Here is a 26304-nt window from a genome sequence, read left to right as displayed (position 1 = left end):
TTTTGCCTAAATCCTGCTCAATATATACTCTCCCTGAGTTCTGAAATCCTCAAATTCCCCAATCTTAAAGCATTGATACATAGATGATGTCAGATAATGCGCAATCATCTCACCGCCAATATGGATCCGTTCCGGGTGTGAGTATGTCGCCTGTATAGCCCTTTGTTCATTCATCATTACAGGAATTGTCTGCAACAAATCCCCATCCAGGATTTGGCACTCAGGTTTTACTCCTGTTCCGTATTGTAATTGCTCTGATTCGAAATCATGGACTGAGCGATAGGCGAACGAAACGATATTTCCTGTTTCCTCGCAAATTGCGAACTGATAAACACTGGTTGTCACCGTTGAAGAAGAGGGAATTGCATGGTCATGCTTGTATTGTTTCCACAGCCTCCTTAGACAGGCCGATGTATGATAATTGAGATTTTGTATACCTGATACGACCATTCTGGTTGATGCTTCAAGCAACCAGGTGTTAGAAAATCCACCTGCCCCCGTACCTGCTATGATGGTTCTTAGCTGGGGGATGTAACCTGCTTTGGAAACAAAAGATAACGGCTCCCCATTATCGGTGACGGCAAGGGTATCTGTTACAATCAGTGCTTGTGCTTCGTCTGTATAAAATATCAGTGATGACATATTTTCCTCATCCAGAAAAGACATTACATGAATCACAGAACAGGTCACTACAACCACGTGAAAGGGAGTCAGACCATTTTCCAGAGGTAAATATATTCTTGTGTTTGGACGCGTTGCGGTTCTCTGTAAAAAATATATAGCACAAACAAAAGTCCCCGCAGGGATAAATATAGTTATATGCGCTTTTTCTGCTGGCTTTTACAATTGAAAGTGACAGGTAAACGAAATGTGTTACAGGTTTCTTTTGCTTTTCGTTGGGTTCTGTATATGCGAATTTACCCTGTGTGTTATTTTTGCAATGGACTCAGGCTGTATTCAATCAATTAAGGTTTACTTCTGGCATTAAGATGTATCCGTTGCCTGTTTTTTAAGGGCACGGTTTGTGCCGGGAAATGAAAATCACATCTTAAGTTCTTCACTCAAAGGATTTGTGATGTTTATCACGTATGGTCCGGGTAACGTGTTGAGGTCAATGTATTGCATCGTGATGGTGTCGTTACATCTTTTACTTTCCTCCTGATTTGCATATTCACTCCCGGCAACCTGGTTGTTTGTTTTTTCTTCTTCCGGATTTATAGTGTAGGCATGAGGTGGCGTTTCAGGGCGACAGACTGTGAGGATAATCACTAACATTCATGCGCGTTATGGGCGTGTCAGCAAACTGGATGCAACAGAGCCGAAACTGAAATTTGAACCCGGATTTCTGTATGCTGAAATACCTTATATTAGCGGCATCCAGAATCGAAAACTGAGCCGATATGTACACTTTTATCTTATGGATAAAGCTATCCTGCAGGCCAGGGATTTAAAGCCTTTAGCCCGGGCATTTTTACGCTGGATAAGGTGGCTGGAGGATAACGGACTTGACCCTTTCACCCCGGGAACGTTGAAATACCAAAGCCCTACATATGGCTTCAGGGAGTATCTTCTGGGGGCCGTAAGGCAGGGGCGCATCGCCTCATCCACCGCGGCGGTGTACATCAGCGTTATCCGACGGTTTTACGTATTTCTGGGCAAGTGTGGTGAGCTGGCTGCCAGCTCATTTTTTACGTTGGTCGAAAAAGTCGTTGACGGGCGACGCAAGGTGATAAGTTCGGATCTTGCCATCAGGATAACCAGCACAACAAAAAGGACAATCAACCCACTGAATGATGCAGAGGTTCATATCCTGGATGAGGCACTGAAATCTGAGTCCGGGTTGTTCAGTTTAATGATTGTGCTGATGAAAAATTGTGGGTTACGGCTGGATGAAATGCTGACCCTGCCGTCGTCACTCTTTACTGAAGAGTACCTTGCCAGTGTCCCTGTATCTGAGTTGACCATCAGGGGGCTTCATATTGGTCCGAGATGCGGAGTTCATACGAAGTTTGGGATGACGCGAGAACTCTTCATCACCAGACGATTGTACGAGCAGGTTCTGGATTATCTGGCGGATGAGGAGTATGAAAAGAAGATCCAAAAATGGCGTGCACGACAGGGTGGGGAAGGGCGGCACGAGCCTTTATTTTTAATGGCAAACGGGAAACGGATGTCTGAAAAAGCCTTTTACTCCCGCTGGTACAGTTTTCGCCATCGCCTGGCCCGGTCTGCTCCGGGAAATGTGTTCAGACATAAACCCCATGATTTGCGGGCAACGTTTGCGACCCATTTTTTACGCTCGGCACTGAGTTGCTATCCCGATCAGGCCGCAAATGCGCTGGGTACAGTAAAATACTGGATGGGCCATAAAAGCGAAAATACGACGATGAAATACATCGTCTTTCTTCAGCAAAACCAGATTTCTGATGCAGTCGCCGGGGTCATGGACGCATTGATTGACGGTGCTGCAGGTCGCGATGGAGCCATATATGAGCCGGAGTGAAACGCAGATAACGTGGATGGCCGAAAATGTGCTGTCATGGGAGACGGTCAGCGGACACATCACTCAGCGGGATCTGAACCGATATTATTTACTTGACGTTTATCTTCAGGCTCATTTTTCAGATTATGTGTTGCTCCCCGGATGGTTTAGTGAACATTCGCATCTTGCCCGCCCTGAAAAACGCGATTTTATTGCCTCTCTGAAACGATTTCTTCTGTCTTACCGTCCCGCCGGAAGGTTAACCATTTTCCGTTATCTCAATATGTTTTTTATATGGCAGTCAGTCAATCAGTATGACTATGGCACGGCTGAAGGCGTTGAAATGTATATTAAACATCTCATGAACGATATTCGTCGGCGAAAAATTTCAGTCAGGATGGCAAGACACTACTTGTCCGTGGTCAACCGGTTTTTGCTTACGGGCGGGCAGATTCAGAGGCGGTATGAATATGAATTCTTACCGAAAGGAACGTATCAGCAGCAGGGAAGGGATAGCTATACCAGGAATGAACTTTCCGAGATCCTGAGGCAGTTGTCATCCATGAATGAGTTCCTTGCGGGATGTATCCGGGAGCATATCGCTAAATCGGAAAAAGGGGTGCGGCATTTCTCACCGTCTTTGCTGGCACCTGTTTATGAAGCGTATTTCCGGTATCCGGGAGAGAACGGGGTCAGCAGGGCAGAGATCATCATCAGGGACGTTCTGGAAAATTACTTTCTTACTTCTTTTTTTCTGTTCTGTTACCACACATGGGGAAACACCTCTCAGGTTCTGGGTCTGACGCGGGATGATATACATCTGGATGAAAAGGGTATCAGCACTGATTATGTTTATAAGGGGAGAGCGAATAAGTATATACGTCTGACGATAGGTAAATCGGAGTATGTGACCAAACGTGCGGGCTATTACTGGTTTCTGTCTTTTATCAGGCTCAGGGACGACATCGTTAACTATCTGGTTTCCGCAGATAACTTCCCTCCGGTACAGGCGCTGTTTCTGAGTGAGCCGCAGGTGAAATTCCGTAAGCTTTATTCTCTTAATCCCAGTCATCTGACTAAATTTTCTAACTCTGAGGGGGCGTGGGCCACGATGCGGCAGCTTAATCCCTCGCTTCCATCAATTACCGTTTCTGGCTTGCGCAAAACGTCTGAGCAGTATACGGACAGAACATTAAAGAATGGTCTGATTACGGCGGAAAAAGCACAGCATAACTGGGGCACTTACAGGCGGAATTATGCTGCAGGTAACCCACAGGGGGCGAAGGAAAACTTCAGTGCTGCACTTGATACGCTTATGAATCAGGGGATTGCGACACGTGCGTTATCCGAGCGGGTAAAAGTTGCTGATGAGCTGGGGATCGATCTGCGTGGAAGCGATGAGGGTGTGGATCTTTTATTGAATGGCCTGGGATGTCGATCGCAGGAGCCGCCTACAGATATTGAATTGCGCTTTATAAAAAAGCAAAAACGATTTGGCCGGACACCAAAGGCTTGTGCGGATTTTTCTCATTGTGTCGAATGTTCAAAAAGTTGCGTTGTGGAAACGCTGGAGTCTGTATGGCTCCTGCTGTCATTCAGGCATGCTATCGAGTATGGAAAACCGTTGTACATCGGTTCGGTCAATGCTGTGGAGCGTTATGAAACGTTACTCCTGAAGATTGATTTACGGCTTGGGCTGGTAGATGAGGCGACCCTGAAAAAAGCGCGCGTTAAACTTCAGCGAGAAGGTGTGGCTCCGGTATGGCAGATTTGAAGAAAAAAGAGGTAAGCCGTAGTCGAATGGCGGAGTTTCCTGCCGGAACGCCGCTTCGTTCAGGGGATGAGTTTCCGACTGAGGATATCATCTGTGAGGCACTAGAAAACAAAAGCTTTGAACGTCTGAATAACTGCCTGGTTATCGCCAGCTCAGATGAACATGATATGCGTTTTATCAATGAGGAGACGCTGAATATTTATTTCAGGGATGATGTCTGGACCAATCGCTATGTCAGAACCCATATTGGTGAAACGTTAAGAACCGTTAATTTTTCAGGCATACGGGATCCTGAACTGCGTCTTGAAGCCAAAATCATCTCAGCCAGCCTGCTCTGGATTGTCGGCAGGACCGCGAAGACGCAGTCCCTGATCCGGAAATGTGCAAACATTGTGGCGGGAGCCCGTATTATTGAGTCTATGGGGTATCGCAGTCTGTTTCAGCTTCGTTTTCCGCTTGTCCGGAATGCTTTCATTGTAAAGATGAAGGAGGAGGATGAGCACGGCAGGAAGCGTTCTGAAAGAACATTACGTAATTACTTTATGGACCTGGCGGATATCTCGCTGACAGGTCATACCCGTCTTCGAAAATACGGTTACTTTCCTGATATTAGCTTCGACAGTTACAACAGTGTGGATGATTCAAACCAGACATATTGTATGCCTTTCAGTCTTATGATGTCTGTCTGGGAAGGGCTGATTACTGAACTGGATGCTGAAATCAGTGATTTCGATTTTGACGGGTTTTCCCGGCTGTGCGCTATCATAAACGGTTTTTATGATTCGCCTTACTATACGTCGATGCTGGAAGCCCGTAAAAGAGGGACAGCAAAAAGCATACCGGATTACCGGGCCGCGTATTACTACAATATTGTTGCCGGGGAAATTCGGGCGCTTTTCGCGACACTTGGCCCCGGGATGCAGGGCTGGTTCTCGGTACATAAAAATAAGCGCTGGAGATCTGATTTTATTGGCGTTGATCACATAAAGCTGAACACCTGGCATTTTGAGCTGACGTTAAAAGTCATGAATGTGATACAGGCCATGTCGGGGATGAGACACAGCGAAGTGCTTGGCGTGATGCACGGTTCACTGATTTATGATGGTGATATCCTGGGACTTCGTTCGGTGTTGCATAAGTTCGCCCCGGAAGGTGGAAGTCACGAAGACTGGGTTGTTTGTCGCTATGTGGAAAAGCCTTTTCAGCATTTACGCAGAATTAATCAAATCATGACAGGCCTGGACGGGAAGACGCTGGACAATGTTCCATTGTCTTTAAATATCAGGTCGTGGTTCTCGGAGCAAAAACTCTCTTTTATGGGGACGCAGCGCCAGACTGAGTGGGCAAAGAAATTTGTGAAAAGACACCATCTGTTCATCCGACGTGACCATATTGATGAGTTCAGGCTTTTAAATCCAAACATACGTGATGATGAACGCGTTGCGATGGAGATTCGGGAGGGGGCTTTCTGGCCATTGCGAACCCATCAGTTTCGCCGTTCACTTGCTGTACACCTCAGGCGTCTTGATCTGATTTCTACTAATGATCTTATCCGGCAGTTTAAGCACTTAATCAGAGGCATGACGGAGTGGTATATGTCCGGTGCACTCAACGCTTCGCATTTTAGCCGGGCGATCCCTCAGGCATTCGCTGCCGAGATTGAGAGGGTTGATACCGAACTCTCAGCTTCCAGGGCTGTTTCTTATCAGCATGAAGGCCTGCTTTATGGCGAAGGCGGGAAGTTACTGATGTCCCAGAGAGGTGGGCACTTACATCAGATGACGTTTCCTACACTGAAAAAAGCGATGAGCATGGCTAAACGAGGCGGGCAAAAACTGGTATCTCTTGGAAACGGTTTTTATTGCATGAATGGCCATGACTGCGAGTTTAAGGCGGTTGTTCAGTCAGCGTCCTGCAATCCGGGATGTGAGAACATGCTGGCCGGAGCTGATTCTGTTCCCGTGTGGAAACGCAGGATGGCTCATTATGACAACCTTCTGGAGATTGCCGTGCGAAATAATGCTCCTCAGGCTGACAGGGATTTTCTGATGCTTGAGAGAGATTTTTATGCAGATGCTGTCCGTTTTTTTGAAAAGGATGAATAGAGCATGACGAACGAACAGTCGGGGGTTAAAAAAACACAGGCAAGAGCAGAGCAGGCCCTGAGGGAACTGATGTTATCAGGGGAGCGTATCAGCCAGTATGCTGTGGAAAAACGAGCGGGGCTGGCAAACGGCACCCTGAATTATAACTGTCCTGAGTACAGGCAGGTCAGGGAGGCTATCCGCAGTCTGAAAAAAACGTGCCAGGGCACCGCGCCGGTTGATGAGCAGGGCATTGAGCAGCAGATCAAGCTGAAAGAAAAGTATCGCCGTCAGAGAAATGAGCTGAGGGAAGAAATCAAAAAGATGATGGCTGAAAATGTAGAGCTGTTACATAACCTTATACTTTTACAGCAGTATGTCAGGGAGCTTGAACGCAACACCGGGAGGGAGAAAGGGGACGTCATTCCGTTCTCGGGTGGTGTCAGGGACTGAGGCTATACTGAACGGAAGGACGCGAGGTGAATCGCCACAGGTTTAACAGACACCTCAGAGTCATTTAAGATGACTTAAAGAGAGGTGCCCATGAGCGGTAAGCGTTATCCTGAAGAGTTTAAAATTGAAGCAGTCAAACAGGTTGTTGATCGCGGTTATTCTGTTGCCAGCGTTGCAACGCGTCTCGATATCACCACCCACAGCCTTTACGCCTGGATAAAGAACTACGGTCCGGATTCTTCCACTAATAAAGAACAGTCAGATGCTCAGGCCGAGATCCGCCGTCTTCAGAAAGAGCTGAAGCGGGTTACCGACGAACGGGACATATTAAAAAAAGCCGCGGCGTACTTCGCAAAGCTGTCCGACTGAGGTACGCCTTTATTCGTGACAACACCTATTGCTGGCCTGTTCGCCTGCTCTGTCGGGTGCTGGATGAACATCCCAGTGGTTTTTACGCCTGGCTTCAGCAGCCGCATTCACAACGCCATCAGGCAGACCTGAGACTGACAGGACAGATTAAACAGTTCTGGCTGGAATCGGGATGCGTCTATGGTTATCGCAAAATCCATCTGGATCTGCGGGACAGCGGGCAACAGTGCGGAGTGAACAGAGTCTGGCGACTGATGAAACGTGTCGGGATAAAGGCTCAGGTCGGATACCGGAGCCCGAGGGCATGTAAAGGCGAGGCCAGTATCGTGTCGCCCAACAAGCTCCAGCGACAGTTCAATCCGGATGCTCCGGATGAGCGTTGGGTAATCACAGCGTGGTTTCCTCAAACCCTCGCTGTGAATTAACTGAAATACTTCATTGAAGCTGTAACCAAACAGTTAACTGAAAGAATGAGCCCGCAGAGCATTGCACAGCGATGACACCATTTGTTGAGCTTCACCGTTTTCGCATACAACCGTCCGGAATTTGGAAAAGCACTGTCTTTTTGTACTGACCGATCATGATTAAGTGACACCTCTTCGAAAAAGAGAGCGCGATGAGCGATTAATATATGGCTCGAAAGACAATTATGTTGGGCTTTTATGACCGCTGTCAGAGGTATTATCTTACCCGGACGGCAACAGGGTCGGAATGTCATCAGCGGCACTGTAACAAGCTATCCGCCATCTTAAATATCTGCAGGTCCTTGCACCGAGTATGCACACCAACCGACAGAGTGATTTGACCCAAACTGGTGGATATTTTGCAAAACTATTAGCCTCTTATGACCGGTCTGCAGCCTGATATTGAGGAATTAGTGCGCTTTCATGGAATGCCTGCCGGGATCGCAAGTACGAACCCCCGGTACTGTTACACTGAATGTGCTCAGTCCTGTATCAGATTGTATTTTTCAGCAACTCAAGAACAACCCTTATTTTATCATTGTCACGTTTGTAGTACGTCCAGGGACCGATGCGCTGAGAAGTAACAAGTTGTGCCCGTTGAAGAGCTGAGAGGTAAAGAGAAACGGTAGACTGTGAGAGCCCGACCTTTTCCTGAATGATACTGACACACACACCGAACTCGTCCGCATCAGCATAAGGCTGATGGAAGTGTATTTTCGGTTCCTTGAGCATATGCAGAATTTTTCTTCTAACAGGGTTTCCCAGCGCCTTAATCACGTCATTCAAATCAATATCAGGCATAAACTCTGTCACTTGTCGCATTGAGGAATTGCAATGTTACGATACTTCTCTACGTTAAGCATCAGCTTTTGAAAAGCTGATGCTCATAAGAATGGTTAGCCAAAGGCGGGATAATCTGTGTAGCCTTTTGCCGTTCCACCATACATGGTTGTTGGATCGACCGGATTCAGTGGCCATTCATGATAAAGGCGCTGCGGTAAATCCGGATTAGCTATGAACGGGCGGCCAAATCCGATAATGTCTCCCCAGCCAGCACCGATAATCCGTTCGGCTTTTTCTTGCGTATATCGCCCGGCATACATAATTACACCGCTGAATAACTTACGGACTTCAGCTCTGAATGCTTCAGGCAATTCGGGAGCATCATCCCAGTCGGCTTCAGCAAGAGAAATATAGGCTATTCCGATTTCTTCAAGAATTTTAACGGCTTCGGTATAGGTTTCATGGGGATCATCTTCCACCAGGCCAAGATAGACCCTTACTTCATCCGTGGTCTGAAAGAGCGGAGCAAAACGGACTCCCACACGGTCTTTACCGACCACATCAGCGACAGCCTGCGTCACTTCGCGCAGAAACCGCAGCCGGTTATGTAATGAGCCACCATATTCATCCTCTCTTTTGTTGCTATGGGATGACATGAACTGGTTAACCAGGTATCCATTTGCACAGTGAATTTCCACACCGTCAAAACCGGCATCAAGGGCGTTCTGAGCTGCCCCGGCGTACATCCTGACAATCTCACTAATTTCCTCTTTTTCCAGTGCGCGGGGGCAGGAAGCGGTAGCCAGCGCACCCTCTCCCGGCCCGGTTTCGATGAATACCTTAACGTTTTCCCCTGCCGGTATCGCCGACGGAGCGACAGGCGAGGCGTTACATGGCTGCAGGGAGTTATGGGATACTCTTCCGACATGCCAGAGCTGGGCAAAAATGATGCCTTCTTTTTCATGCACTGCCCGCGTCACTTTCTTCCAGCCTTCCACTTGCCGTGAGCTGTAGATCCCCGGGGTCCACGCATAACCCTGCCCACGAGGTTCGATTTGTGTTCCTTCGGTCACCATAAACCCGGCACTGCTGCGCTGTGCGTAATATTCAGCCATCAGTTCGTTCGGAATATCACCCGGTTGTGAGCTCCGTGAGCGGGTTAAAGGCGGAAGTACAACACGATTCTTCAGGGTGTAGGGACCTAGTCTGGTGGGAGAGAACAGGTTTTTCGTCTTCATTACATATCCTGATATAGCGAATTTTCAATATCACTGAAACGCCATGTCTCAGCATTTACGACCTGGCATGTCGTCGTTCGGCCGATGTAGCCGCAGAACCACGACACTTTATTCCACATATTGAGATTTACCAATATCTAGATTTATAAAAATTATGATCGGATGAGCGGAACGGGGGGGTTGCCTGATGGCTCACAGAATCGGCATCATGAACCTAAATGGTTCTGATAATGTTATCGGAGATCCTGAACGGGAACGGTATGCGTCACGATTTTAATGACTATGTTGCATTCATGGCAGTAGCACAGGAGTGCAGTTTTTCACGGGCTGCTGTCCGCCTCGGGATCTCGGCATCCACGCTTTCACACACGATACGTCGTCTCGAGGAGCGCGTTGGCATGCCGTTACTTATGCGTACAACCAGGCGGGTGGCTGTCACCGAAGCCGGTAAACAATTATTACTGACGCTTGAACCCGGTCTTGCGCGCATTGAAGCGGGCGTGACAGCTCTTCAGAGACTGCGCCATACACCGGCTGGGCTGGTCAGACTTACGGTATCAGATCACATGATTCATGAATGTCTCTGGCCACGATTGTCACCGTTACTAAAAAAATATTCGGATATCAAGGTGGAAATGTCGCAGCAGAACGGTTTTGTCGACATTGTTGAGGGCAATTTTGATGCCGGAGTCCGAATTGGTGATGACATATTAAAGGATATGGTGGCCGTCCGAATCGCACCGGACATACGGTTTGTCGTCATTGGATCGTCCACCTATCTTGCAGAAAGAGGTCTGCCGCTACATCCCTCTCAGCTGGAAAAACATGACTGCATCAATATACGTCTGTCACCCACAGGCCCGCTGTATGGCTGGGAATTTGTCAGGCAGGGGGAGATTGTGAAAAAAGTGGACGGGCAGCTTACTTTTTCAAGCATTTATCCAATGCTTCAGGCAGTAAAAGATGGCTACGGCCTGGCCTACCTGCCGGAGTCTTCTGCCCTGGCGGGGATTGAGGCGGGACACTATTGTCGGGTGCTTGAGGACTGGTCAGAGGCTTTTCCCGCCGACATGATAATTCCAATAATGTCCATTACAGGCTCCGGTAAAGATAATACCGACACCTTACATGAGAAAGGCAAAAGCAATATAACCTGCTGTGCTCCGGATTTTAAGAATGAGCGGTTTACGTAGCAGGATGAGCAGTTCGAACCAGAAATTTCGTTACTATTGCTAAAGTAAAACCTGATGACCTCTAATCGTAACGGAGACCAATATGACTTCACAACTGAACTGGCAGGCCCCGGCTATCAATCGCAAAAAAGTAGGTGACATGACTGTGACCATGCTGAGTGATGGCTATCTGGACGTATCTTTTGAGCTGCTGTCTGGTATTGACGGCTCACGTGCCGAGGATTTACTGCAGAAGCGCGGTGTGCCAGCAGTACCCCGTATTAATATCAACGTCTACGTTATCCAGACGCCTGAGCGAACCATCCTGATTGACAGTGGTGCCGGAGGTATCAATGGCTGGGGCGGTCGGCTTCAGGTAGCCCTGGCCGCGGCAGGCATTGACCCGCTTCAGATTGATACCCTTCTCCTGACTCACGCGCATCCTGACCATATCGGCGGGCTTGCAGGCCCCCTGCAGACTCCCGTTTTCCGCAATGTTCAGCAGTTGTTTGTGCATGAGAAAGAACTCGCTTTCTGGCGTGATGAAACCATTTCCGCTGGCGCGCCTGACGCATTCAAGCCGTTCTTTGAAGTAGCAAGGAACGCCTTCAGCGCTTATGACGACAAACTGGTGCCATTCCGCGAGGAAGCGATTTTACCAGGTATTCAGACTGTACCGCTGTTCGGCCATACACCAGGACATACCGGTTATCTGCTGGGTGATGAAAAAGAGTCGCTGCTCATCTGGGGTGATATTGTTCACTTCCCGCACATTCAGGTTGCTCAGCCTGACGTTACTATCGCGTTCGACAGCGATCCTGCGGCGGCGGCGGCCATCCGTAGCAAAGTGCTTGACCGCGCAGCGAGCGATAACCTGGCTGTCAGTGGTATGCACTTCAACCTGCCTACTACCGGTAAGGTTATCCGTGAAGGTAACAGCTTCGCACTGAATTACGACCTGTGGTCACCCGCAGTCTGATCACCTTCCTTCCCGGTGCACACAATAGTGACCGGGAAGATCCCCTTTCATATCGCCCGACAAGAACCCACCTGCAATACTATGAATATCACTGCCTCACAAAAAAATGGCTCATTACTCTTGCGCCCTGGCTTTTTGTATTCCTCTGGAGTCAGGGTTTGTCGCAGCCAAATTTACCGTGCAGTACAGCGCGCCGTTTCATCTTTTATTCCTGCGTGGCGCATTTTCCTGTCTGGTCCTTCTGCTGCTTACACTGGGGTTCAGGGCCCGTTTTCCGTCCGGCAGAGGAATGGTTCGCAACCTGATTGTCGGACTTTTCCTGCAGAGCTTCTTTCTGGGCGGATGCTTTTATGCCATCCATCGTGGCATGCCGTCAGGCATTGTGGCGCTCATCACCGGCCTGCAGCCGGTACTGACTGCAATACTGGTTTCACTCATGCACCGTCAGTCCCTGCATCCCCGGAAATGGCTGGGTATTGCGATTGGCTTTGCGGGCGTTTTCCTGGTGCTCTCGCCAGGCCAGCATAGTTTTGCACTGGATCCTGTGGCTTTTGGGTCGGTCATGCTGGGGTTATTTGGCGTAACGATCGGAGCGCTTTATCAGCGCCGTGCTCAGGGAGATGGACATATCTTTGCGAACACGTTTTTACAGTACGTCACTTTGACAATATCGATGGGTGCAATTAGCCTGATGTTCGAATCTGCTCCGACGCAGTGGAGCTTATCATTTGCGCTGGGTCTGGGCTGGCTGGTTATTGGCGTATCGGTTCTGGCGATTATGTTGCTGATTTTTATGATACGAAGCGGTGAAGCAACCAAAGTCGCTACTTACTTTTACCTGGTTCCCATTCTCACGGCAGCTGAAGCGTGGTTGCTGTTTGGAGAGGCCATTACATTGCCCATGCTTGTGGGTATGGCAATAACTATAATCGGCCTGATTTTTGTCATCCGGGAATAGACAACCGCACGCGTCGCTGTATGCTTTTGTATATGGCGACGTATAATAGCGGTCAAAGTCAAATTCCGGATGAATATGCAAACAGTCAGCTTTTCCGATTCTCCCGTTGATGATCTCCTCGCTGAGCTTCTTACCCTGGCACGCTCCCGTTTTCCACTTCCCTGCGATTGCCTTCGCGCAGAACAGACGCATCAGGTAAAGAAGTTCGAGGTGGAAGGTGCGACCCTTTCCTTCCCGCTGGAAGGAGAATTCCGGTATCGTGAAAATGAGAAATGGCACCGGGTGATCCCGGGCGAGATTATGGTCGTCCCGAATGCCCGTAGCATCGATATAGAATATGCCCCTTCAGAACAAAGTGGTGAGTTTGTTGCCCTGAGCGTGGTGCTCGCGGAGGAACAGCTTGAAGCAGCCAGGCTGTTACTTGCCGCACCACCACCACAGGACACCGGCAGCATCGCAGCCATTTCCGTATCAGCTCTTCTTTCACCCCTTAACCGCTGGACAGCCGCAATGCGGGAAGGGAAGCGTCCGCTTTCCCTGCACGCCATGGTTGAAGTGGTGCTCTGGCTTTATGGCATGGGATACCATGCTTTGCTGCGAGCCCGGCAGCCAAGTCTGGCCATGAAAATCCGTCAGATGGTAGCGGACAAACCGGCTCATCCCTGGAGTGCTGCTGAAATTGAAGATCTGACGGGACTCAGTGGCCCCACGCTTCGGCGCCACCTGGCCAGTGAGTCAACCAGCTTACGCTCAGTTATCGCCGATGCACGTATCGCGGAGGCTCTCCGCCTGCTGATGACATCGACGCTGCCGGTAAAAACGGTCGCGGGGCGGGTGGGTTACAATTCACTATCGAGCTTCAGCAAGCAGTTTTCTGAACGCTATGGAATCGAACCTTCAGGGTTCCGCTGACTTCAGTTCGTTCAAGGTACACATTGCGTCCCTCGCACTTCAGTAACTTGCGTGGATCTTTCGAATATAACGGAAGATATTGGCCGGCATTGCGTGTAACCGGTTCAGGAGTTCTCATCGTGACGGGAGAGCTAAATCGGTACGGCTGTTGTTCTCAGCTATAAGAACAACTGAGTATCTGACCAGCTGTCTGGTGCTGGCAGCAGCATGCAGTGCAATCGGTCAGGCTCAAAGGAACTGACCTGATGTCAGGTTATAATTTCGGACACATCATAACCCCAGAAGGAGACAACTGTGGTTCATGTTTTCATTATCGGTGGTGCAGGCAAAATCGGCCAGCGTCTGTGCAGGATCCTTTCAGGTAGGGGGCATGCTGTTCGTGCCCTCTACCGTAAGCCAGAGCAGCAGGCATTGCTAGGCGAGCTGGGTGCTGAGCCCGTCAGTGGGAGCCTGACAGAGCTGGATGCAGCTGCGCTGGCGATGCACTTTGCAGGTAGTGATACAGTGGTGTTTACTGCCGGTGCCGGCGGTAAGGGGGGACAGGAGATGACCAATGCGGTCGACGGCGAAGGGCTGAAAAAGTCGGTAGCTGCCGCCCTCAGTGCCGGTGTGTCTCGCTTTCTGCTCGTTTCTGCATTCCCGGAGTCCGCACGGGGAGAAACCACTTCTGAATCATTCGAAAATTATATGCGTGTTAAAAAAATGGCCGATGTGGAACTAGCACAAAGCGAGCTTGACTGGGTGATCCTGCGCCCCGGCGCGCTGCAGGATAAGACTGGTACGGGTTATGTACGTGCCGGCCTGGCCATCCCGTATGGTAACGTGCCCCGTGATGACGTGGCGGCTACGCTGGCTGAACTCATTGAGCAACCTGCCGTCAGCCGCGTCATCATTGAGCTGACGTCTGGCGATGCTCCTGTCCGTGAAGCCATACAGAAGCTGGCGGGCCGATAAAAGGCAGCGCACGTACCAGCAGGCTGCAGGCCCCCAGGCGTTTACAATAAACTTTCCAGCCAGTCGGTAAACGCCCGTACTTTTCGGGAGAGATGGCGGTGCGGATACAGAAGTTACAGTTTGCGATTCGGGGACGTATTATCTGGCAGAACCTCTACCAACAGCCCGCGATCGAGATAAGGCTGCAAAAAAATATTCATGCCCTGTAGTATTCCCAGCCCCGCCAGGCCTGCTGCAATGTAGGCTTCTGAGTTATCCACGACAAGCCTGCCTGGAAGTTCAATTTCGGTGGAGCCCTCTGACGTCCCGAATGTCCAGGGCATAACTTGTCTGTTGCTGCTGTTAATCCAGTTGACGGCCTGATGCTGCTGCAACTCGTCCATTGTTTCCGGGGTGCCGTGTTGATCAAGATACGCAGGACTGGCGCAGGTCGTCATTTTAACGGTTCCCACCTCCTTTGCGATATAGTCGCCATCGTCCAGCTCCCCCACCCTCAGTATGCAGTCCAGGCCATCATGCAGCATATTCCGTCGGCGGTCTGAGCTGCTCAGGATAATTTCAATTCCGGGATGCTGGCGATAAAAATCAGGCAGGTTGGGTATAACAAGTAAAGCCGCAAACGCGACAGGCATATCTATGAGCGAATAGCGGGCGTCAAAATGATAGCGACAGGAAAGTTCTGCCATATTAAACATAACAACCCTTGGGCGCACCGCCGCAGGCGCCCTCAGCACGTTTCTGCGGCCTCCCGCCTGTTTCCGGCACCTTTCAAACGCCCCTGATGATTTCTGCGCGTCTGCATGGCTATGCAGTGAGATCTGCTCTCCACCGATTAGTGCATGCAGATTTTGGAAACGTCCAATTCTGGCACGAAGCGGTCACCCCGGCGGGGTGCAGTCCGCTGTCAGCGAAAACGGACATTGAGCCAATCAAATAATCTGTGCCAGAATTTGTCATTGAGGCTAGTACTTTCGAGTAGATCTATTTCCCGCCCGTACTCTTAAACTCATCTATCTCATCCTTCTACGACTTATTACCGGGAATATAAAACCCCGCCGAAGCGGGTTTGGTAATTTGAGTTTTTCTCAGGCGGCCATCTTTCTGCATTGTTCGGCGCAGTGATGACAAGCGCTTGAGCAATCCTGACAATGGTCATGTTCATGCTTTCCACACTCGTCACCGCACTTCTGACAAACATCAGCGCAAAGACGGCAAAGATCCTGGGCAGACCCGCTATTTAGTGTCATGAATTGAGCTGCAAGACGGCAGATATTTGCACACTGCATATCCAGTTTTATGCACTCGCGCATCATCTCCAGATTCTCTTCGTCGAGACACGAAGCCGCACAGTTATCACATGCCGTTGCACATAGATAACAGGCTTCGATGCATTTTTTGTATTCGTCTAACATAATTTCTCCTTAGCTAAGGTTACGTATTAAGCATGGAAGAGATAACTGATTATTCAAATTTTGAATTAGTTAATTACCTTTTCAGCATTTCATATCATTGATTCAAAGTGCATCTCTAGGGTTACCTAATTCACCTATGTCTACTTCTGGCACAATGCAGAAATGAGATAGATTTACTTTATCCGCTTCTCGCTCAAAGCTGTCCGTAATCCCTTGCCTGCTTAAAAAAACCGGATTAACGTGTGATGTTTTTACGTTTTCCAGGCAGCCTTCATCGGTAAGTACCTGTCTTACAGACTTCAATGCACTTAGTTAAGAAACATCCTAATCGTCCTTTCGCCGATCGCGAGATCTGTTATGGCAGCTAAACTCGATTGATACCCCAATCCGCGGGGCAGCATTTCCTTTCCGCACGCAAGAAGGAGAAGATCATGAAAGCAGTAATTTACAACGGTCCTTATGATGTAAAAGTAAAAGACGTACCGGATGCGAAAATTGTCCGCCCCACGGATGTACTCGTCCGCATCACCACCACCAACATTTGTGGGTCGGACTTGCACATGTATGAGGGCCGGACCAGCTTTGAACAGGGACGGATTCTGGGTCACGAAAACCTGGGTGAAGTGGTCGAAATTGGCTCAGGCGTTGAACGTATTAAGGTGGGCGACTATGTTTGTCTGCCGTTTAACGTGGGATGTGGTTTTTGCGAAAACTGTGAAAAAGGTCTGACCGGCTTTTGTCTCACTACCAATCCGGGTACGGCAGGCGCAGCTTATGGTTTTGCTGAAATGGGTCCCTGGGAGGGAGGTCAGGCGGAACTGCTTCGGGTGCCATTTGCCGACTTTAACTGCCTTGTTCTTCCCCCTGATGCGGCAGAAAAAGAAGATGATTATGTGATGCTCTCTGACATTTTTCCTACCGGCTGGCATGCAACAGAACTTGCCGGATTGAAGCCTGGTGAAAGCGTGGCCATTTATGGCGCGGGGCCGGTCGGTTTGATGGCAGCTCATTCGGCGATCATTAAAGGTGCTTCACAGGTGTTTGTGGTTGATACGCACACAGACCGGTTGGCTCTGGCTGAAAAAATGGGGGCGACGGGCATCAATGCTACTGGCGATGAAGCTGTACAAAAAATTCTCGACCTGACGGATGGACGCGGTACGGATTGTGGCTGCGAATGTGTTGGCTATCAGTGCTGTAACAAACATGGCCATGAAGATAACTCTGTTACCATGAACAGTCTTGTTGCGTCGACGAAAGCAACCGGGGGAATTGGTGTGGTTGGCGTCTTTATTCCTCAGGATCCGGGGGCTGAATCGGAGCTTGCCAGAGAGGGTAAGATGCCATTTGATTTTGGGAGTTTCTGGTTTAAAGGACAGGCAATCCGTACCGGCCAGGCGAACGTTAAGGCCTATAACCGTCAGCTGTCTCGCCTCATCCATCACGATAAAGCCAGTCCGGGCAAAATAATTTCTCATCGTCTTTCGCTTGAAGAGGCTCCTGCCGGATATAAGCACTTCGATGAGCGGGATGAAGGATGGACGAAGGTTATCCTTAAGCCTTAAATAGAGTTATCCGGTATGAGAAAGCAAAAACCGGGAAAGAATGTATGACTTTTGACAGGGTGCAATAAAATATCCTGTCAGGGCGTTATTATTCATACTTTCAGCTGCCAGGCGCTTCCATATCCAGACTTGTTCCCTGATTTTGCCGACGAGATAGCAAAATTAATACATTCAGGAGGAGGCATCTGCGGTTGATCTGTTCCGTATTTATTAACGCCCTGTGCTGTAAGTATTGTCTGCCTCTACCACATAGCAGACATGTGCGCAGGAACGGTCCGCTATGAGCGAAAAGCGGACTTCCGGTCCTTGCGCAAACTCCCGTTCCGAGAAGTTGCAGTTCACAAATCACCTGTTAAAGAAGGTATGGTAGCCCACAGCATTAATTTTGCTTCCATCTTCAGTCAGACTGGCCGGTACCGGCTTCCGATAAGTTTCGTCGGCTGAGGCCCGCTAAAGTAGAGAGGTCAAAAAATAACCTTGACGTACAATAATTTTCGATATCCAAACTGACCCCTAATTAGGTGGACACCTGATGACTGACTTAAAATTTCTATCACGCCAGCGTTACACATCCGCAGTCGCATCTTGCGGGGTTCAGCGGGGTGTTGCAGGCGGACGTGCACGTGCGGACGCCCTCTGACACCACGACCGAAGCGCTGTGCCGTATCGGCGAGCTGTATGGCATCGAGGCGGGCATCCGGGGCAAAAGCGCGGCGGAACGGCTGGCCATTCGGCAGGAAAAAGCGGTACCGCTGCTGACCGCGCTGGAGGGCTGGCTGCGTGAAAAGCAGAAAACGCTGTCACGGCACTCGGAGCTGTCGAAGGCGTTCGCGTACGCGCTGAACCAGTGGGATGCGCTGAAATTATACCTGCGGGAGATTACTGATACAGAACACGCCGGGAATGTGCCGCCATTGACGCAATGACGACACAGCCCTTTTTAACCGTTCCGTGAGAGTTCCCTGGCAATATACTGTGCGGTACGGCTTTCTTTGACCTGCGATACCTGTTCGGGAGTTCCTGCGGCAACCAGGCGTCCTCCCTCATGTCCCGCTCCAGGACCGATGTCGATAACCTGGTCTGCCTGAGTAACCGCCCGCATATCGTGTTCAATCATTATCACCGTATTTTCTGCATCAACAAGCCGCTGCAGCTGCACAAGGAGGCGGTCGGCGTCTGAAGCATGCAGGCCGGTTGTCGGTTCATCTAGGATATACAACGTGTGGCCACGTTGGCTACGTTGTAGTTCGGTTGCCAGCTTGATCCTTTGCGCCTCCCCTCCGGATAACTCGGTTGCTGGTTGTCCCAGACGCAGGTAGCCCAGACCAATTTCACTCAGCAGACGGAGGGGACGAGCCACTGGTTCTTCAGTCGCAAAGAACTGACTGGCTTCATCCACCGTCATATGCAGGACCTCCGCGATATTTTTGTCCTGCCAGCAGATCCTGAGAGTATCCCGGTTATACCGCGCGCCATGGCAGGTCGGGCACGGTGCATACACGCTCGGCATAAACAACAGCTCCACGCTGACGAATCCTTCACCTTCACAGGTTGCACAGCGGCCTTTTGCCACATTGAAAGAGAATTGACCCGCATCGTAATGATGGAGTTTGGCGTCAGTCGTTCCGGCAAAGAGCTTACGAACAGGATCAAACAACCCGGTATATGTCGCCAGGTTTGAACGGGGGGTCCTGCCTATCGGTTTCTGGTCAACCTGAACCAGACGCTTTACCAGTCCGGTATCACCGGTCAGGGTACCGTACGTTTTCTCCGTTACGGATGGCCCCTCAGCGTCGCTGGCTTCGGAAAGCACGTCTTCTGGCTCACCGCCAAGTGAAGAAAGCACCAGTTCCGGTAAGGCCTGGGCAATCAGACTGGATTTACCGGAGCCAGAGACTCCCGTCACGGCTGTCAGCACACCCAGAGGAATATCAACATCGATCCACTTAAGATTGTGGCGATGGATCCCCTGCAGTTTCAGCCACCCGGATGGGATACGGGCAAAAGATTGTGGTGGCCGGACTTCATCAAATAAATAACGCGCGGTACGAGATTGGGTGACGGCTTTCAGATCTTCAGGAATACCACTGTAGAGAACATGTCCTCCCTGTTCACCAGCCGACGGTCCCACATCAACAAGCCATTGCGCCCGTCGCATCAGGTTAAGATCATGTTCAACGACAAACACCGAGTTGCCGGCATCACGAAGGTTCTCAAGCGCATCGTAAAGCGCTTTACTGTCTGAGGGGTGCAGACCCGCAGACGGTTCATCAAGAACATAGACCACACCAAACAGCATCGAACTGAGTTGCGTGGCAAGACGCAGTCGCTGAAGCTCTCCTGCAGATAGAGTTGGGGTTGCTCTGTCCAGCGTAAGATAACCCAGCCCCAGCTTCTGCAACTGATACAACCGGGCCATGACACCACCGGTCAGCCGTTGTGCCGCCAGTCGTTTCTCTTCCGATAACGCCGATGTCCGGCAGACATCGGCGTTATCGGAATGGACCGCTTTTCCGGATGCAGCACGCTCTGTCAGATCCCGACGGGTGATATCCCTGTCGGCATCTGCGCCGGCGTGGTGGGCACTGAAATCCCCCCGGGAGATTGGAAGGAGCAATTCCGCCAGCTGGTCTAAGGGCATCTGCATAAATTCACCAATGTCCACACCGGCAAAGGTGACGGACAATGATTCTGACTTCAGTCTTTTCCCGTGACAGACCGGACACAGCTTGCCTTCCATAAAACGGGAGACTCGTTTTCTCATCAACGCGCTTTGCGTGCTGGCGAAGGTATGTAGCACATAACGACGTGCCCCGGTGAAGGTCCCCATATAACCCGGCGTCATTTTTTTCCTGACGGCTTCGCGCGTATCTTCCGGACTCAGTCCCGGGAAAACCGGTACAGTGGGGGTGTCTTCGGTAAAAAGGATCCACTGACGGTCTTCCGCTGGCAGATTTTTCCAGGGAGTGTCGATGTCATACCCCAGCGTCACCAGAATATCCCGCAGATTCTGTCCGTGCCAGGCCGGGGGCCAGGAAGCAATAGCCTTTTCACGGATACTAAGTGAGGGATCGGGCACCATCAGTGTTTCAGTTACCTCATAGATATGGCCCAGACCATGGCAAGAAGGGCATGCCCCCTGCGGCGTGTTGGGAGAAAAATCCTCGGCATACAGCATCGGTTGTCCGGCAGGATAAGCGCCCGCCCGTGAGTACATCATTCGCACCAGACTGGATAAGGTGGTCACGCTGCCGACAGAGGAGCGCGCGTTACTGGCACCGCGTTGTTGCTGAAGCGCAACGGCTGGCGGCAGTCCGTCAATGGCATCCACATCCGGAACCCCGACCTGATCAATGAGGCGACGAGCGTAGGGGGCAACCGATTCAAAGTAGCGCCGTTGCGCCTCAGCATAAATGGTGCCAAAGGCCAGTGAAGACTTACCCGAGCCTGACACACCCGAAAAAACAACCAATGCGTTGCGCGGAATGGAAACATCCACCTCTTTAAGGTTGTTCTCGCGAGCACCGCGAATCACAACTGAATTGTTGTCGTCAGTCAGGATGGGATGATAACCGAAAAGTTTCTTTGCCATAGAATTTCCTGTGCTAGGTGTGTCCGCTCTTAATAAGGCCACCTCTTGTGACGGTATCTGGTGTGCCGGACCGCTCGATCAGAAAGCCCGTCGAAAAAAGCGTTTGTGTGACTGGAAACAGATTGCTGAAGCTGGGCCCGGTGGTACCATGTGGGACACCGCTGAAGTTTCAGCGGTACCCTGCGGATCCGCCTTCTGTATGAGAACTGGCTGGCGGCGTACCCGGGACCGGAGATTTGGCTCCCGTGATAATGCGGGCTCCCCGGTACGCGACGCTGTGGTTCCAGACCCAGCTGATGGCGACACTCAGGCGGTTTCGGGTACCAATTAAAAAATACAGATGAATAATGCACGTGATTTCATATGTCATTTCCTTTCATTACAGTTTTAGACCCCATCAGACATCTGCCTGGCAGAGTTAACGGAGATAGGAGCGGACTATCGAAATGGTGTCGTCGATTGACCTCTTCTGCGACTCATTTCGTTTGCCCGTATCGGGGAATTCCTCCCGAAGATAGCTTTCCAGAACAACCGCCATCAGGTCGTTAACGGCTCCCTGGACTGACCCCGCCCCGGTAGACGATCCTGCCCTATAGTTTGAGTATAGGAGGAGCGTATGGGCACACCACGATTTACACCTGAATTTAAGGAAGAAGCCGTCCGTCAGATAACGGAACGCGGTTATTCCGTCGCCTAAGTATCTGAGCGTCTGGGCGTCTCTGCACACCGCCTCTACAAGTGGCTACGGGCTATCAAACCTGATAACAGCGAGCAGCATGCCCGGGATTTACTGGAAGCTAAAAGCGAGATCCTGAAACTCCGGGCGCAGCTAAAACGCACCGAAGAAGAACGGGATATCCTGAAAAAGGCCGCGCGGTACTTTGCAAAGGAGCCCGACTGAAGTACCGCTTTATCAATGAGCACCGAACTGTATGGGGTGTGATGACGATGTGTCGGGTACTGAATGTCGCCCGGGCCGGGTTCTATGCGTGGCTGCATAACCCTGTCTCGGCGCGTGATAAAGATAACCAGCGCCTGCTGATGCTTATCCGCGACTCATATTCCCTGAGCGGAGGCGTATACGGTTACCGGCGGGTTCATGGCGATCTGAACGAAATCGGGGAAACCTGTGGTAGAAACCGGGTGGGTCGGATCATGCAACTGGACCGGATTAAAGCTGTGCGCGGCTATAAAGCGCCACGTCGTATCGCTGGCAGGCCTTCAGTCGTTGCTCCTAATCTCGTGCAGCGGCAGTTCACCGTTGTCCGGGCCACCCAGGTCTGGGTCACCGATATTACTTATAGTGTGCCCGGAGTTCAGGGCGGGCATGGATGCTTAAATGAACCGCGAGTCTGTCTGGAATATTGAACCGGTAACTCACGATGAGAAACCCAACAATCCCACCGGGTGTGACGGTGGAGAACCTGAGCGGCAGTGACCTGCGGCATGCCCGCAGGGTGATGTAACCCGCTGACAACGGGGATTGAGGCGAGATCACTAAGCCGAGATGATCCTCAAGGTTAAGTACTGAAAGGCTGAAGAACATGAACCCGTTAATCCGCCTCTGTGGGTTGAAAACGTCACCACGGCCTACGTGATCTGACAGGCCGTGCAGGAGGAACTGGCAGTGATACGTAAGCACTGCCGGTCGAAGGTGTTTTGACATGTATGCGAAACACCGGGGCAGCAGCGTCTATCACGCTTGCGATGCTGACTTCTGCCAACTTGCGGCAAGCAAGGATAAAGAGTGCGACGGGCAGCCTCCTCAGTATGCCTGAGTCCAGGCAGGTAAACCGGGGAAGGTCAGCGACGGATGTTAAGGGGGCATGGCTCCGATGACGCGCTGGCTGGCGGAGCTTCCGTAGTAGTCCGCGATGGGGAAAGCCCATTACATGGCGAAGGGAAGCAGTTTGAATGTGTTTGCGACGTGAATTAACTGACCTAACGAGGTGAAGACCTTTGATAATCAGCGAAATGCAACGCAAGCTTGCCACATGGGCAGCCACCGATCCGTCCCTACGGATTCAACGGCTGCTGCGTCTGATAACACAACCAGAATGGCTGGCTGAAGCGGCGCGGATCACGCTTTCATCAAAGGGGGCCCATACCCCCGGCGTTGATGGCGTGAACAAAACAATGCTACAGGCCAGACTGGCTGTTGAGCTGCAAATCCTCAGGGATGAATTACTCTCAGGCCACTACCAGCCCTTGCCCGCCAGACGGGTTTACATCCCTAAAAGCAACGGCAAACTGCGACCACTGGGTATCCCCGCGTTGCGGGATCGTATTGTTCAGCGGGCCATGCTGATGGCGATGGAGCCGATATGGGAGAGTGATTTTCATACGCTCTCATATGGCTTCCGGCCTGAGCGCAGTGTCCACCACGCGATCCGCACGGTGAAATTACAGCTCACAGACTGTGGTGAAACCCGGGGACGCTGGGTGATTGAAGGCGACCTGTCCAGTTACTTCGACACCGTACATCATCGACTGCTGATGAAGGCTGTACGCCGCAGGATCAGTGACGCACGTTTCATGACTCTGCTGTGGAAAACCATCAAGGCGGGACATATCGATGTCGGTCTCTTTCGGGCGGCCAGTGAAGGTGTACCACAGGGCGGTGTTATATCGCCGCTATTATCGAACATCATGCTGAATGAGTTCGATCAATACCTGCATGAGCGCTACCTGAGCGGGAAAGCCAGAAAAGATCGGTGGTACTGGAATAACAGTATCCAACGGGGCCGAAGTACGGCGGTCAGAGAAAACTGGCAGTGGAAACCCGCGGTGGCGTACTGCCGCTATGCCGATGATTTTGTCCTCATCGTCAAAGGCACCAAAGCACAGGCGGAAGCCATCAGGGAGGAGTGTCGGGGTGTGCTCGAAGGCAGTCTGAAACTCAGGCTGAACATGGATAAGACTAAAATCACCCATGTTAATGACGGCTTTATCTTTCTGGGGCACAGGATCATTCGCAAACGCAGTCGTTATGGCGAGATGCGAGTGGTCTCAACGATCCCGCAGGAGAAAGCCAGAAACTTCGCCGCATCGCTGACAGCACTGTTATCAGGCAACTACAGTGAAAGCAAAGTCGATATGGCTGAACAACTCAACCGAAAACTGAAAGGCTGGGCCATGTTCTATCAGTTCGTTGATTTTAAGGCCAAAGTCTTCAGTTATATCGACCGTGTCGTGTTCTGGAAGCTGGCTCACTGGCTGGCCCGCAAATACCGTACAGGTATCGCTTCCCTGATGAGGTGGTGGTGTAAATCACCGAAACCGGGTCAGAGCAAAACGTGGGTTTTATTTGGTAAAACCAATCACGGCAAGCTCAGCGGCGAAATACTGTACCGGTTGGTGGGGCAAGGCAAGAAGCTGTTCCGCTGGCGGCTACCCGAAGGTAATCCCTATCTGAGGACGGAGACCAGAAACACGTATACATCGCGCTTTACAGAAGTGGCAATGGCGTTCGCCAGCATTTAAATGGAGAGCCGGATGCGCTGAAAGGTGCACGTCCGGTTCGGGGAGGAGAGGCAGGGAAATAGTCCGACTACGCCCTGCCTCTTACTCTACTCCGCACCTGGCAGGGCTGGCTGTATCTGGCGGTGGTTATCGATCTCTTCGCCCGTAATGTGGTCGGCTGGTCGATGAAACCCACTCTCTCACGCGAACTGGCGCTCGACGCGCTGATGATGGCGGTCTGGCGCCGAAAACCAGACAGCGAGGTTATCGTACATAGCGATAGTAATAATGCCGATGTCAGTCTTTACCACCACTTAGTTTGCCGTTTAACCAGATTGGTGTGATTACTGATGCAGTGAAGACCTTCCCGCATCCTGACTCACACAGCGATCGACCTTTTGTGTCCTGCCCTGGACCCGTCGGTTGCCGGAAGCGCCTTCATGCGAGGCATCTCCTCACCGATGCGCGTGACTCAAGAAGGGCCTGACGGCTTGTCTCGTTACTGTCCTGTCCGGGTTATCTGTCTGGAGATTCAACTCTGTTTCCTCACAGGAGCTCTGTCATGGTTGATAAAGTTACCGAAGCTGCCGTTGTGGGTGGCGTGGATACACATAAAGATTTGCACGTTGCCGCTGTCGTAGATCAGAACAATAAAGTCCTTGGGACTCAGTATTTCTCCACAACACGACAAGGTTACCGGCAGATGCTGGCATGGATGACCTCGTTTGGGACATTAAAGCGAATTGGTGTTGAGTGCACAGGTACCTATGGTTCCGGTTTGCTTCGTTATTTTCAGAACGCCGGGTTAGAAGTTCTTGAGGTGACTGCTCCAGACCGGATGGAGCGACGCAAACGGGGTAAAAGTGACACAATTGATGCTGAATGTGCCGCTCATGCAGCATTCTCAGGCATCAGGACAGTTACTCCCAAAACGCGTGATGGCATGATTGAGTCCCTGCGGGTATTAAAAACTTGCCGAAAAACAGCAATATCAGCCCGCAGAGTCGCTCTCCAGATTATCCATTCAAATATTATCTCTGCCCCGGATGAATTACGTGAACAGCTCAGAAATATGACGCGCATGCAGCTCATCAGGACCCTGGGTTCCTGGAGACCTGATGCCAGTGAATACCGCAATGTAACCAACGTTTATCGCATTTCATTAAAGTCCCTTGCCCGACGCTATCTCGAGTTACATGACGAAATCGCTGATCTGGATGTCATGATTGCGGCAATTGTCGACGAGTTGGCACCTGAGCTGATTAAACGTAATGCTATCGGATACGAAAGCGCTTCACAGTTGCTGATCACTGCCGGAGACAATCCTCAACGGTTAAGATCAGAATCAGGATTTGCGGCACTGTGTGGTGTCAGCCCGGTCCCCGTTTCTTCTGGAAAAACGAACCGTTACCGACTTAATCGTGGTGGAGATCGTGCTGCAAATAGTGCACTTCACATCATCGCCATCGGACGCTTACGAACTGACGCAAAAACAAAGGAATATGTCGCCAGGCGTGTAGCCGAAGGACATACAAAAATGGAAGCGATACGCTGTCTAAAGCGATATATCTCCCGCGAAGTTTACACGTTACTGCGCAATCAAAACAGGCGGATCAACAGTATCCCGATAACAGCTTGACTCTTAGAAGGG

General features: G+C 50.8%; 17 protein-coding genes and 5 pseudogenes. 16 read left to right on the top strand and 6 right to left on the bottom strand.

From position 1 onward, the window contains the following. Positions 1 to 6: 6 nt before the first annotated feature. Entirely contained in the window at positions 7 to 666 is a 660-nt protein-coding gene (locus ACSVHP_RS18610) for a hypothetical protein (protein WP_223861955.1), read from the bottom strand. A gap of 589 nt (positions 667 to 1255) precedes the next feature. On the opposite strand from ACSVHP_RS18610, the gene ACSVHP_RS18605 reads away from it, so the two are divergent. The 5 genes and pseudogenes from ACSVHP_RS18605 to ACSVHP_RS18585 form a co-directional block, all read left to right on the top strand. Then, on the top strand, positions 1256 to 2503 hold the full coding sequence (locus tag ACSVHP_RS18605) for a tyrosine-type recombinase/integrase (RefSeq protein WP_007897923.1): 1248 nt from the start codon (positions 1256 to 1258) through the stop codon (positions 2501 to 2503). After that, positions 2490 to 4256, top strand: coding sequence for a hypothetical protein (locus tag ACSVHP_RS18600; RefSeq protein WP_007897920.1), 1767 nt, complete (start codon positions 2490 to 2492; stop codon positions 4254 to 4256). The genes ACSVHP_RS18605 and ACSVHP_RS18600 overlap by 14 nt, the downstream gene beginning before the upstream one ends. Then, entirely contained in the window at positions 4244 to 6361 is a 2118-nt protein-coding gene (locus tag ACSVHP_RS18595; RefSeq protein ID WP_017384059.1) for a hypothetical protein, read from the top strand. The genes ACSVHP_RS18600 and ACSVHP_RS18595 overlap by 13 nt, the downstream gene beginning before the upstream one ends. Positions 6362 to 6364: 3 nt before the next feature. After that, on the top strand, positions 6365 to 6793 hold the full coding sequence (locus ACSVHP_RS18590) for a hypothetical protein (protein ID WP_017384060.1): 429 nt from the start codon (positions 6365 to 6367) through the stop codon (positions 6791 to 6793). A 90-nt stretch (positions 6794 to 6883) separates the two neighbouring features. Then, positions 6884 to 7572, top strand: a pseudogene (locus ACSVHP_RS18585) (IS3 family transposase); the annotation flags it as partial. A 546-nt stretch (positions 7573 to 8118) separates the two neighbouring features. Here ACSVHP_RS18585 and ACSVHP_RS18580 read toward each other — a convergent pair. Together ACSVHP_RS18580 and ACSVHP_RS18575 are read right to left on the bottom strand one after the other, a co-directional pair. Then, the gene (locus ACSVHP_RS18580; protein ID WP_032415288.1) at positions 8119 to 8427 is read right to left on the bottom strand and encodes an ArsR/SmtB family transcription factor; all 309 of its coding nucleotides are present in this window, start codon (positions 8425 to 8427) and stop codon (positions 8119 to 8121) included. Positions 8428 to 8522: 95 nt separating this feature from the next. Then, positions 8523 to 9647: an alkene reductase gene (locus tag ACSVHP_RS18575; RefSeq protein WP_023279877.1), complete on the bottom strand. Its 1125-nt coding sequence runs from the start codon at positions 9645 to 9647 to the stop codon at positions 8523 to 8525. A gap of 260 nt (positions 9648 to 9907) precedes the next feature. Between ACSVHP_RS18575 and ACSVHP_RS18570 the strand changes: the two genes are divergently transcribed. From ACSVHP_RS18570 to ACSVHP_RS18550, 5 genes are all read left to right on the top strand, one after another. Next, positions 9908 to 10840, top strand: a complete 933-nt coding sequence (locus ACSVHP_RS18570; RefSeq protein WP_158002126.1) for a LysR family transcriptional regulator — start codon at positions 9908 to 9910, stop codon at positions 10838 to 10840. Positions 10841 to 10922: 82 nt separating this feature from the next. Then, positions 10923 to 11798: an MBL fold metallo-hydrolase gene (locus ACSVHP_RS18565; protein ID WP_017384065.1), complete on the top strand. Its 876-nt coding sequence runs from the start codon at positions 10923 to 10925 to the stop codon at positions 11796 to 11798. 106 nt (positions 11799 to 11904) lie between these two features. Beyond that, the gene (locus tag ACSVHP_RS18560; RefSeq protein ID WP_023279882.1) at positions 11905 to 12756 is read left to right on the top strand and encodes a DMT family transporter; all 852 of its coding nucleotides are present in this window, start codon (positions 11905 to 11907) and stop codon (positions 12754 to 12756) included. A 75-nt stretch (positions 12757 to 12831) separates the two neighbouring features. Next, complete coding sequence (locus ACSVHP_RS18555) at positions 12832 to 13668, top strand: helix-turn-helix transcriptional regulator (protein ID WP_023279881.1); 837 nt, start codon at positions 12832 to 12834, stop codon at positions 13666 to 13668. 294 nt (positions 13669 to 13962) lie between these two features. Further along, the gene (locus ACSVHP_RS18550) at positions 13963 to 14622 is read left to right on the top strand and encodes an SDR family oxidoreductase (RefSeq protein ID WP_007897903.1); all 660 of its coding nucleotides are present in this window, start codon (positions 13963 to 13965) and stop codon (positions 14620 to 14622) included. Positions 14623 to 14663: 41 nt separating this feature from the next. Here ACSVHP_RS18550 and ACSVHP_RS18545 read toward each other — a convergent pair. Together ACSVHP_RS18545 and ACSVHP_RS18540 are read right to left on the bottom strand one after the other, a co-directional pair. Continuing rightward, positions 14664 to 15260, bottom strand: a pseudogene (locus ACSVHP_RS18545) (LysR substrate-binding domain-containing protein); the annotation flags it as partial. Between the two features lie 447 nt (positions 15261 to 15707). Further along, a complete protein-coding gene (locus tag ACSVHP_RS18540; RefSeq protein ID WP_022649401.1) occupies positions 15708 to 16034 on the bottom strand; it encodes a four-helix bundle copper-binding protein in 327 nt (108 codons plus the stop codon). Between the two features lie 431 nt (positions 16035 to 16465). On the opposite strand from ACSVHP_RS18540, the gene ACSVHP_RS18535 reads away from it, so the two are divergent. Together ACSVHP_RS18535 and ACSVHP_RS18530 are read left to right on the top strand one after the other, a co-directional pair. Continuing rightward, positions 16466 to 17599, top strand: a complete 1134-nt coding sequence (locus tag ACSVHP_RS18535) for a glutathione-independent formaldehyde dehydrogenase (RefSeq protein ID WP_022651297.1) — start codon at positions 16466 to 16468, stop codon at positions 17597 to 17599. Positions 17600 to 18168: 569 nt separating this feature from the next. After that, positions 18169 to 18468 (top strand): annotated as a pseudogene (locus ACSVHP_RS18530) (IS66 family transposase); the annotation flags it as partial. Positions 18469 to 18539: 71 nt separating this feature from the next. On the opposite strand, the gene ACSVHP_RS18525 reads toward ACSVHP_RS18530, so the two are convergent. Continuing rightward, positions 18540 to 21191, bottom strand: a complete 2652-nt coding sequence (locus tag ACSVHP_RS18525; protein WP_012561117.1) for an excinuclease ABC subunit UvrA — start codon at positions 21189 to 21191, stop codon at positions 18540 to 18542. Positions 21192 to 21807: 616 nt separating this feature from the next. On the opposite strand from ACSVHP_RS18525, the pseudogene ACSVHP_RS18520 reads away from it, so the two are divergent. The 4 genes and pseudogenes from ACSVHP_RS18520 to ACSVHP_RS18505 all read left to right on the top strand — a co-directional run. Next, a pseudogene (locus tag ACSVHP_RS18520) lies at positions 21808 to 22493 on the top strand (IS3 family transposase); the annotation flags it as partial. A gap of 672 nt (positions 22494 to 23165) precedes the next feature. After that, entirely contained in the window at positions 23166 to 24674 is a 1509-nt protein-coding gene (gene ltrA / locus ACSVHP_RS18515; RefSeq protein WP_001189111.1) for a group II intron reverse transcriptase/maturase, read from the top strand. A gap of 80 nt (positions 24675 to 24754) precedes the next feature. Next, a pseudogene (locus ACSVHP_RS18510) lies at positions 24755 to 24991 on the top strand (DDE-type integrase/transposase/recombinase); the annotation flags it as partial. Between the two features lie 224 nt (positions 24992 to 25215). Then, positions 25216 to 26292, top strand: a complete 1077-nt coding sequence (locus tag ACSVHP_RS18505) for an IS110 family transposase (protein ID WP_000227969.1) — start codon at positions 25216 to 25218, stop codon at positions 26290 to 26292. Positions 26293 to 26304 lie beyond the last annotated feature (12 nt).

It is taken from the genome of Enterobacter sp. 186315, assembly GCF_053290175.1.
This window is presented reverse-complemented; position numbering and strand designations above follow the sequence as displayed.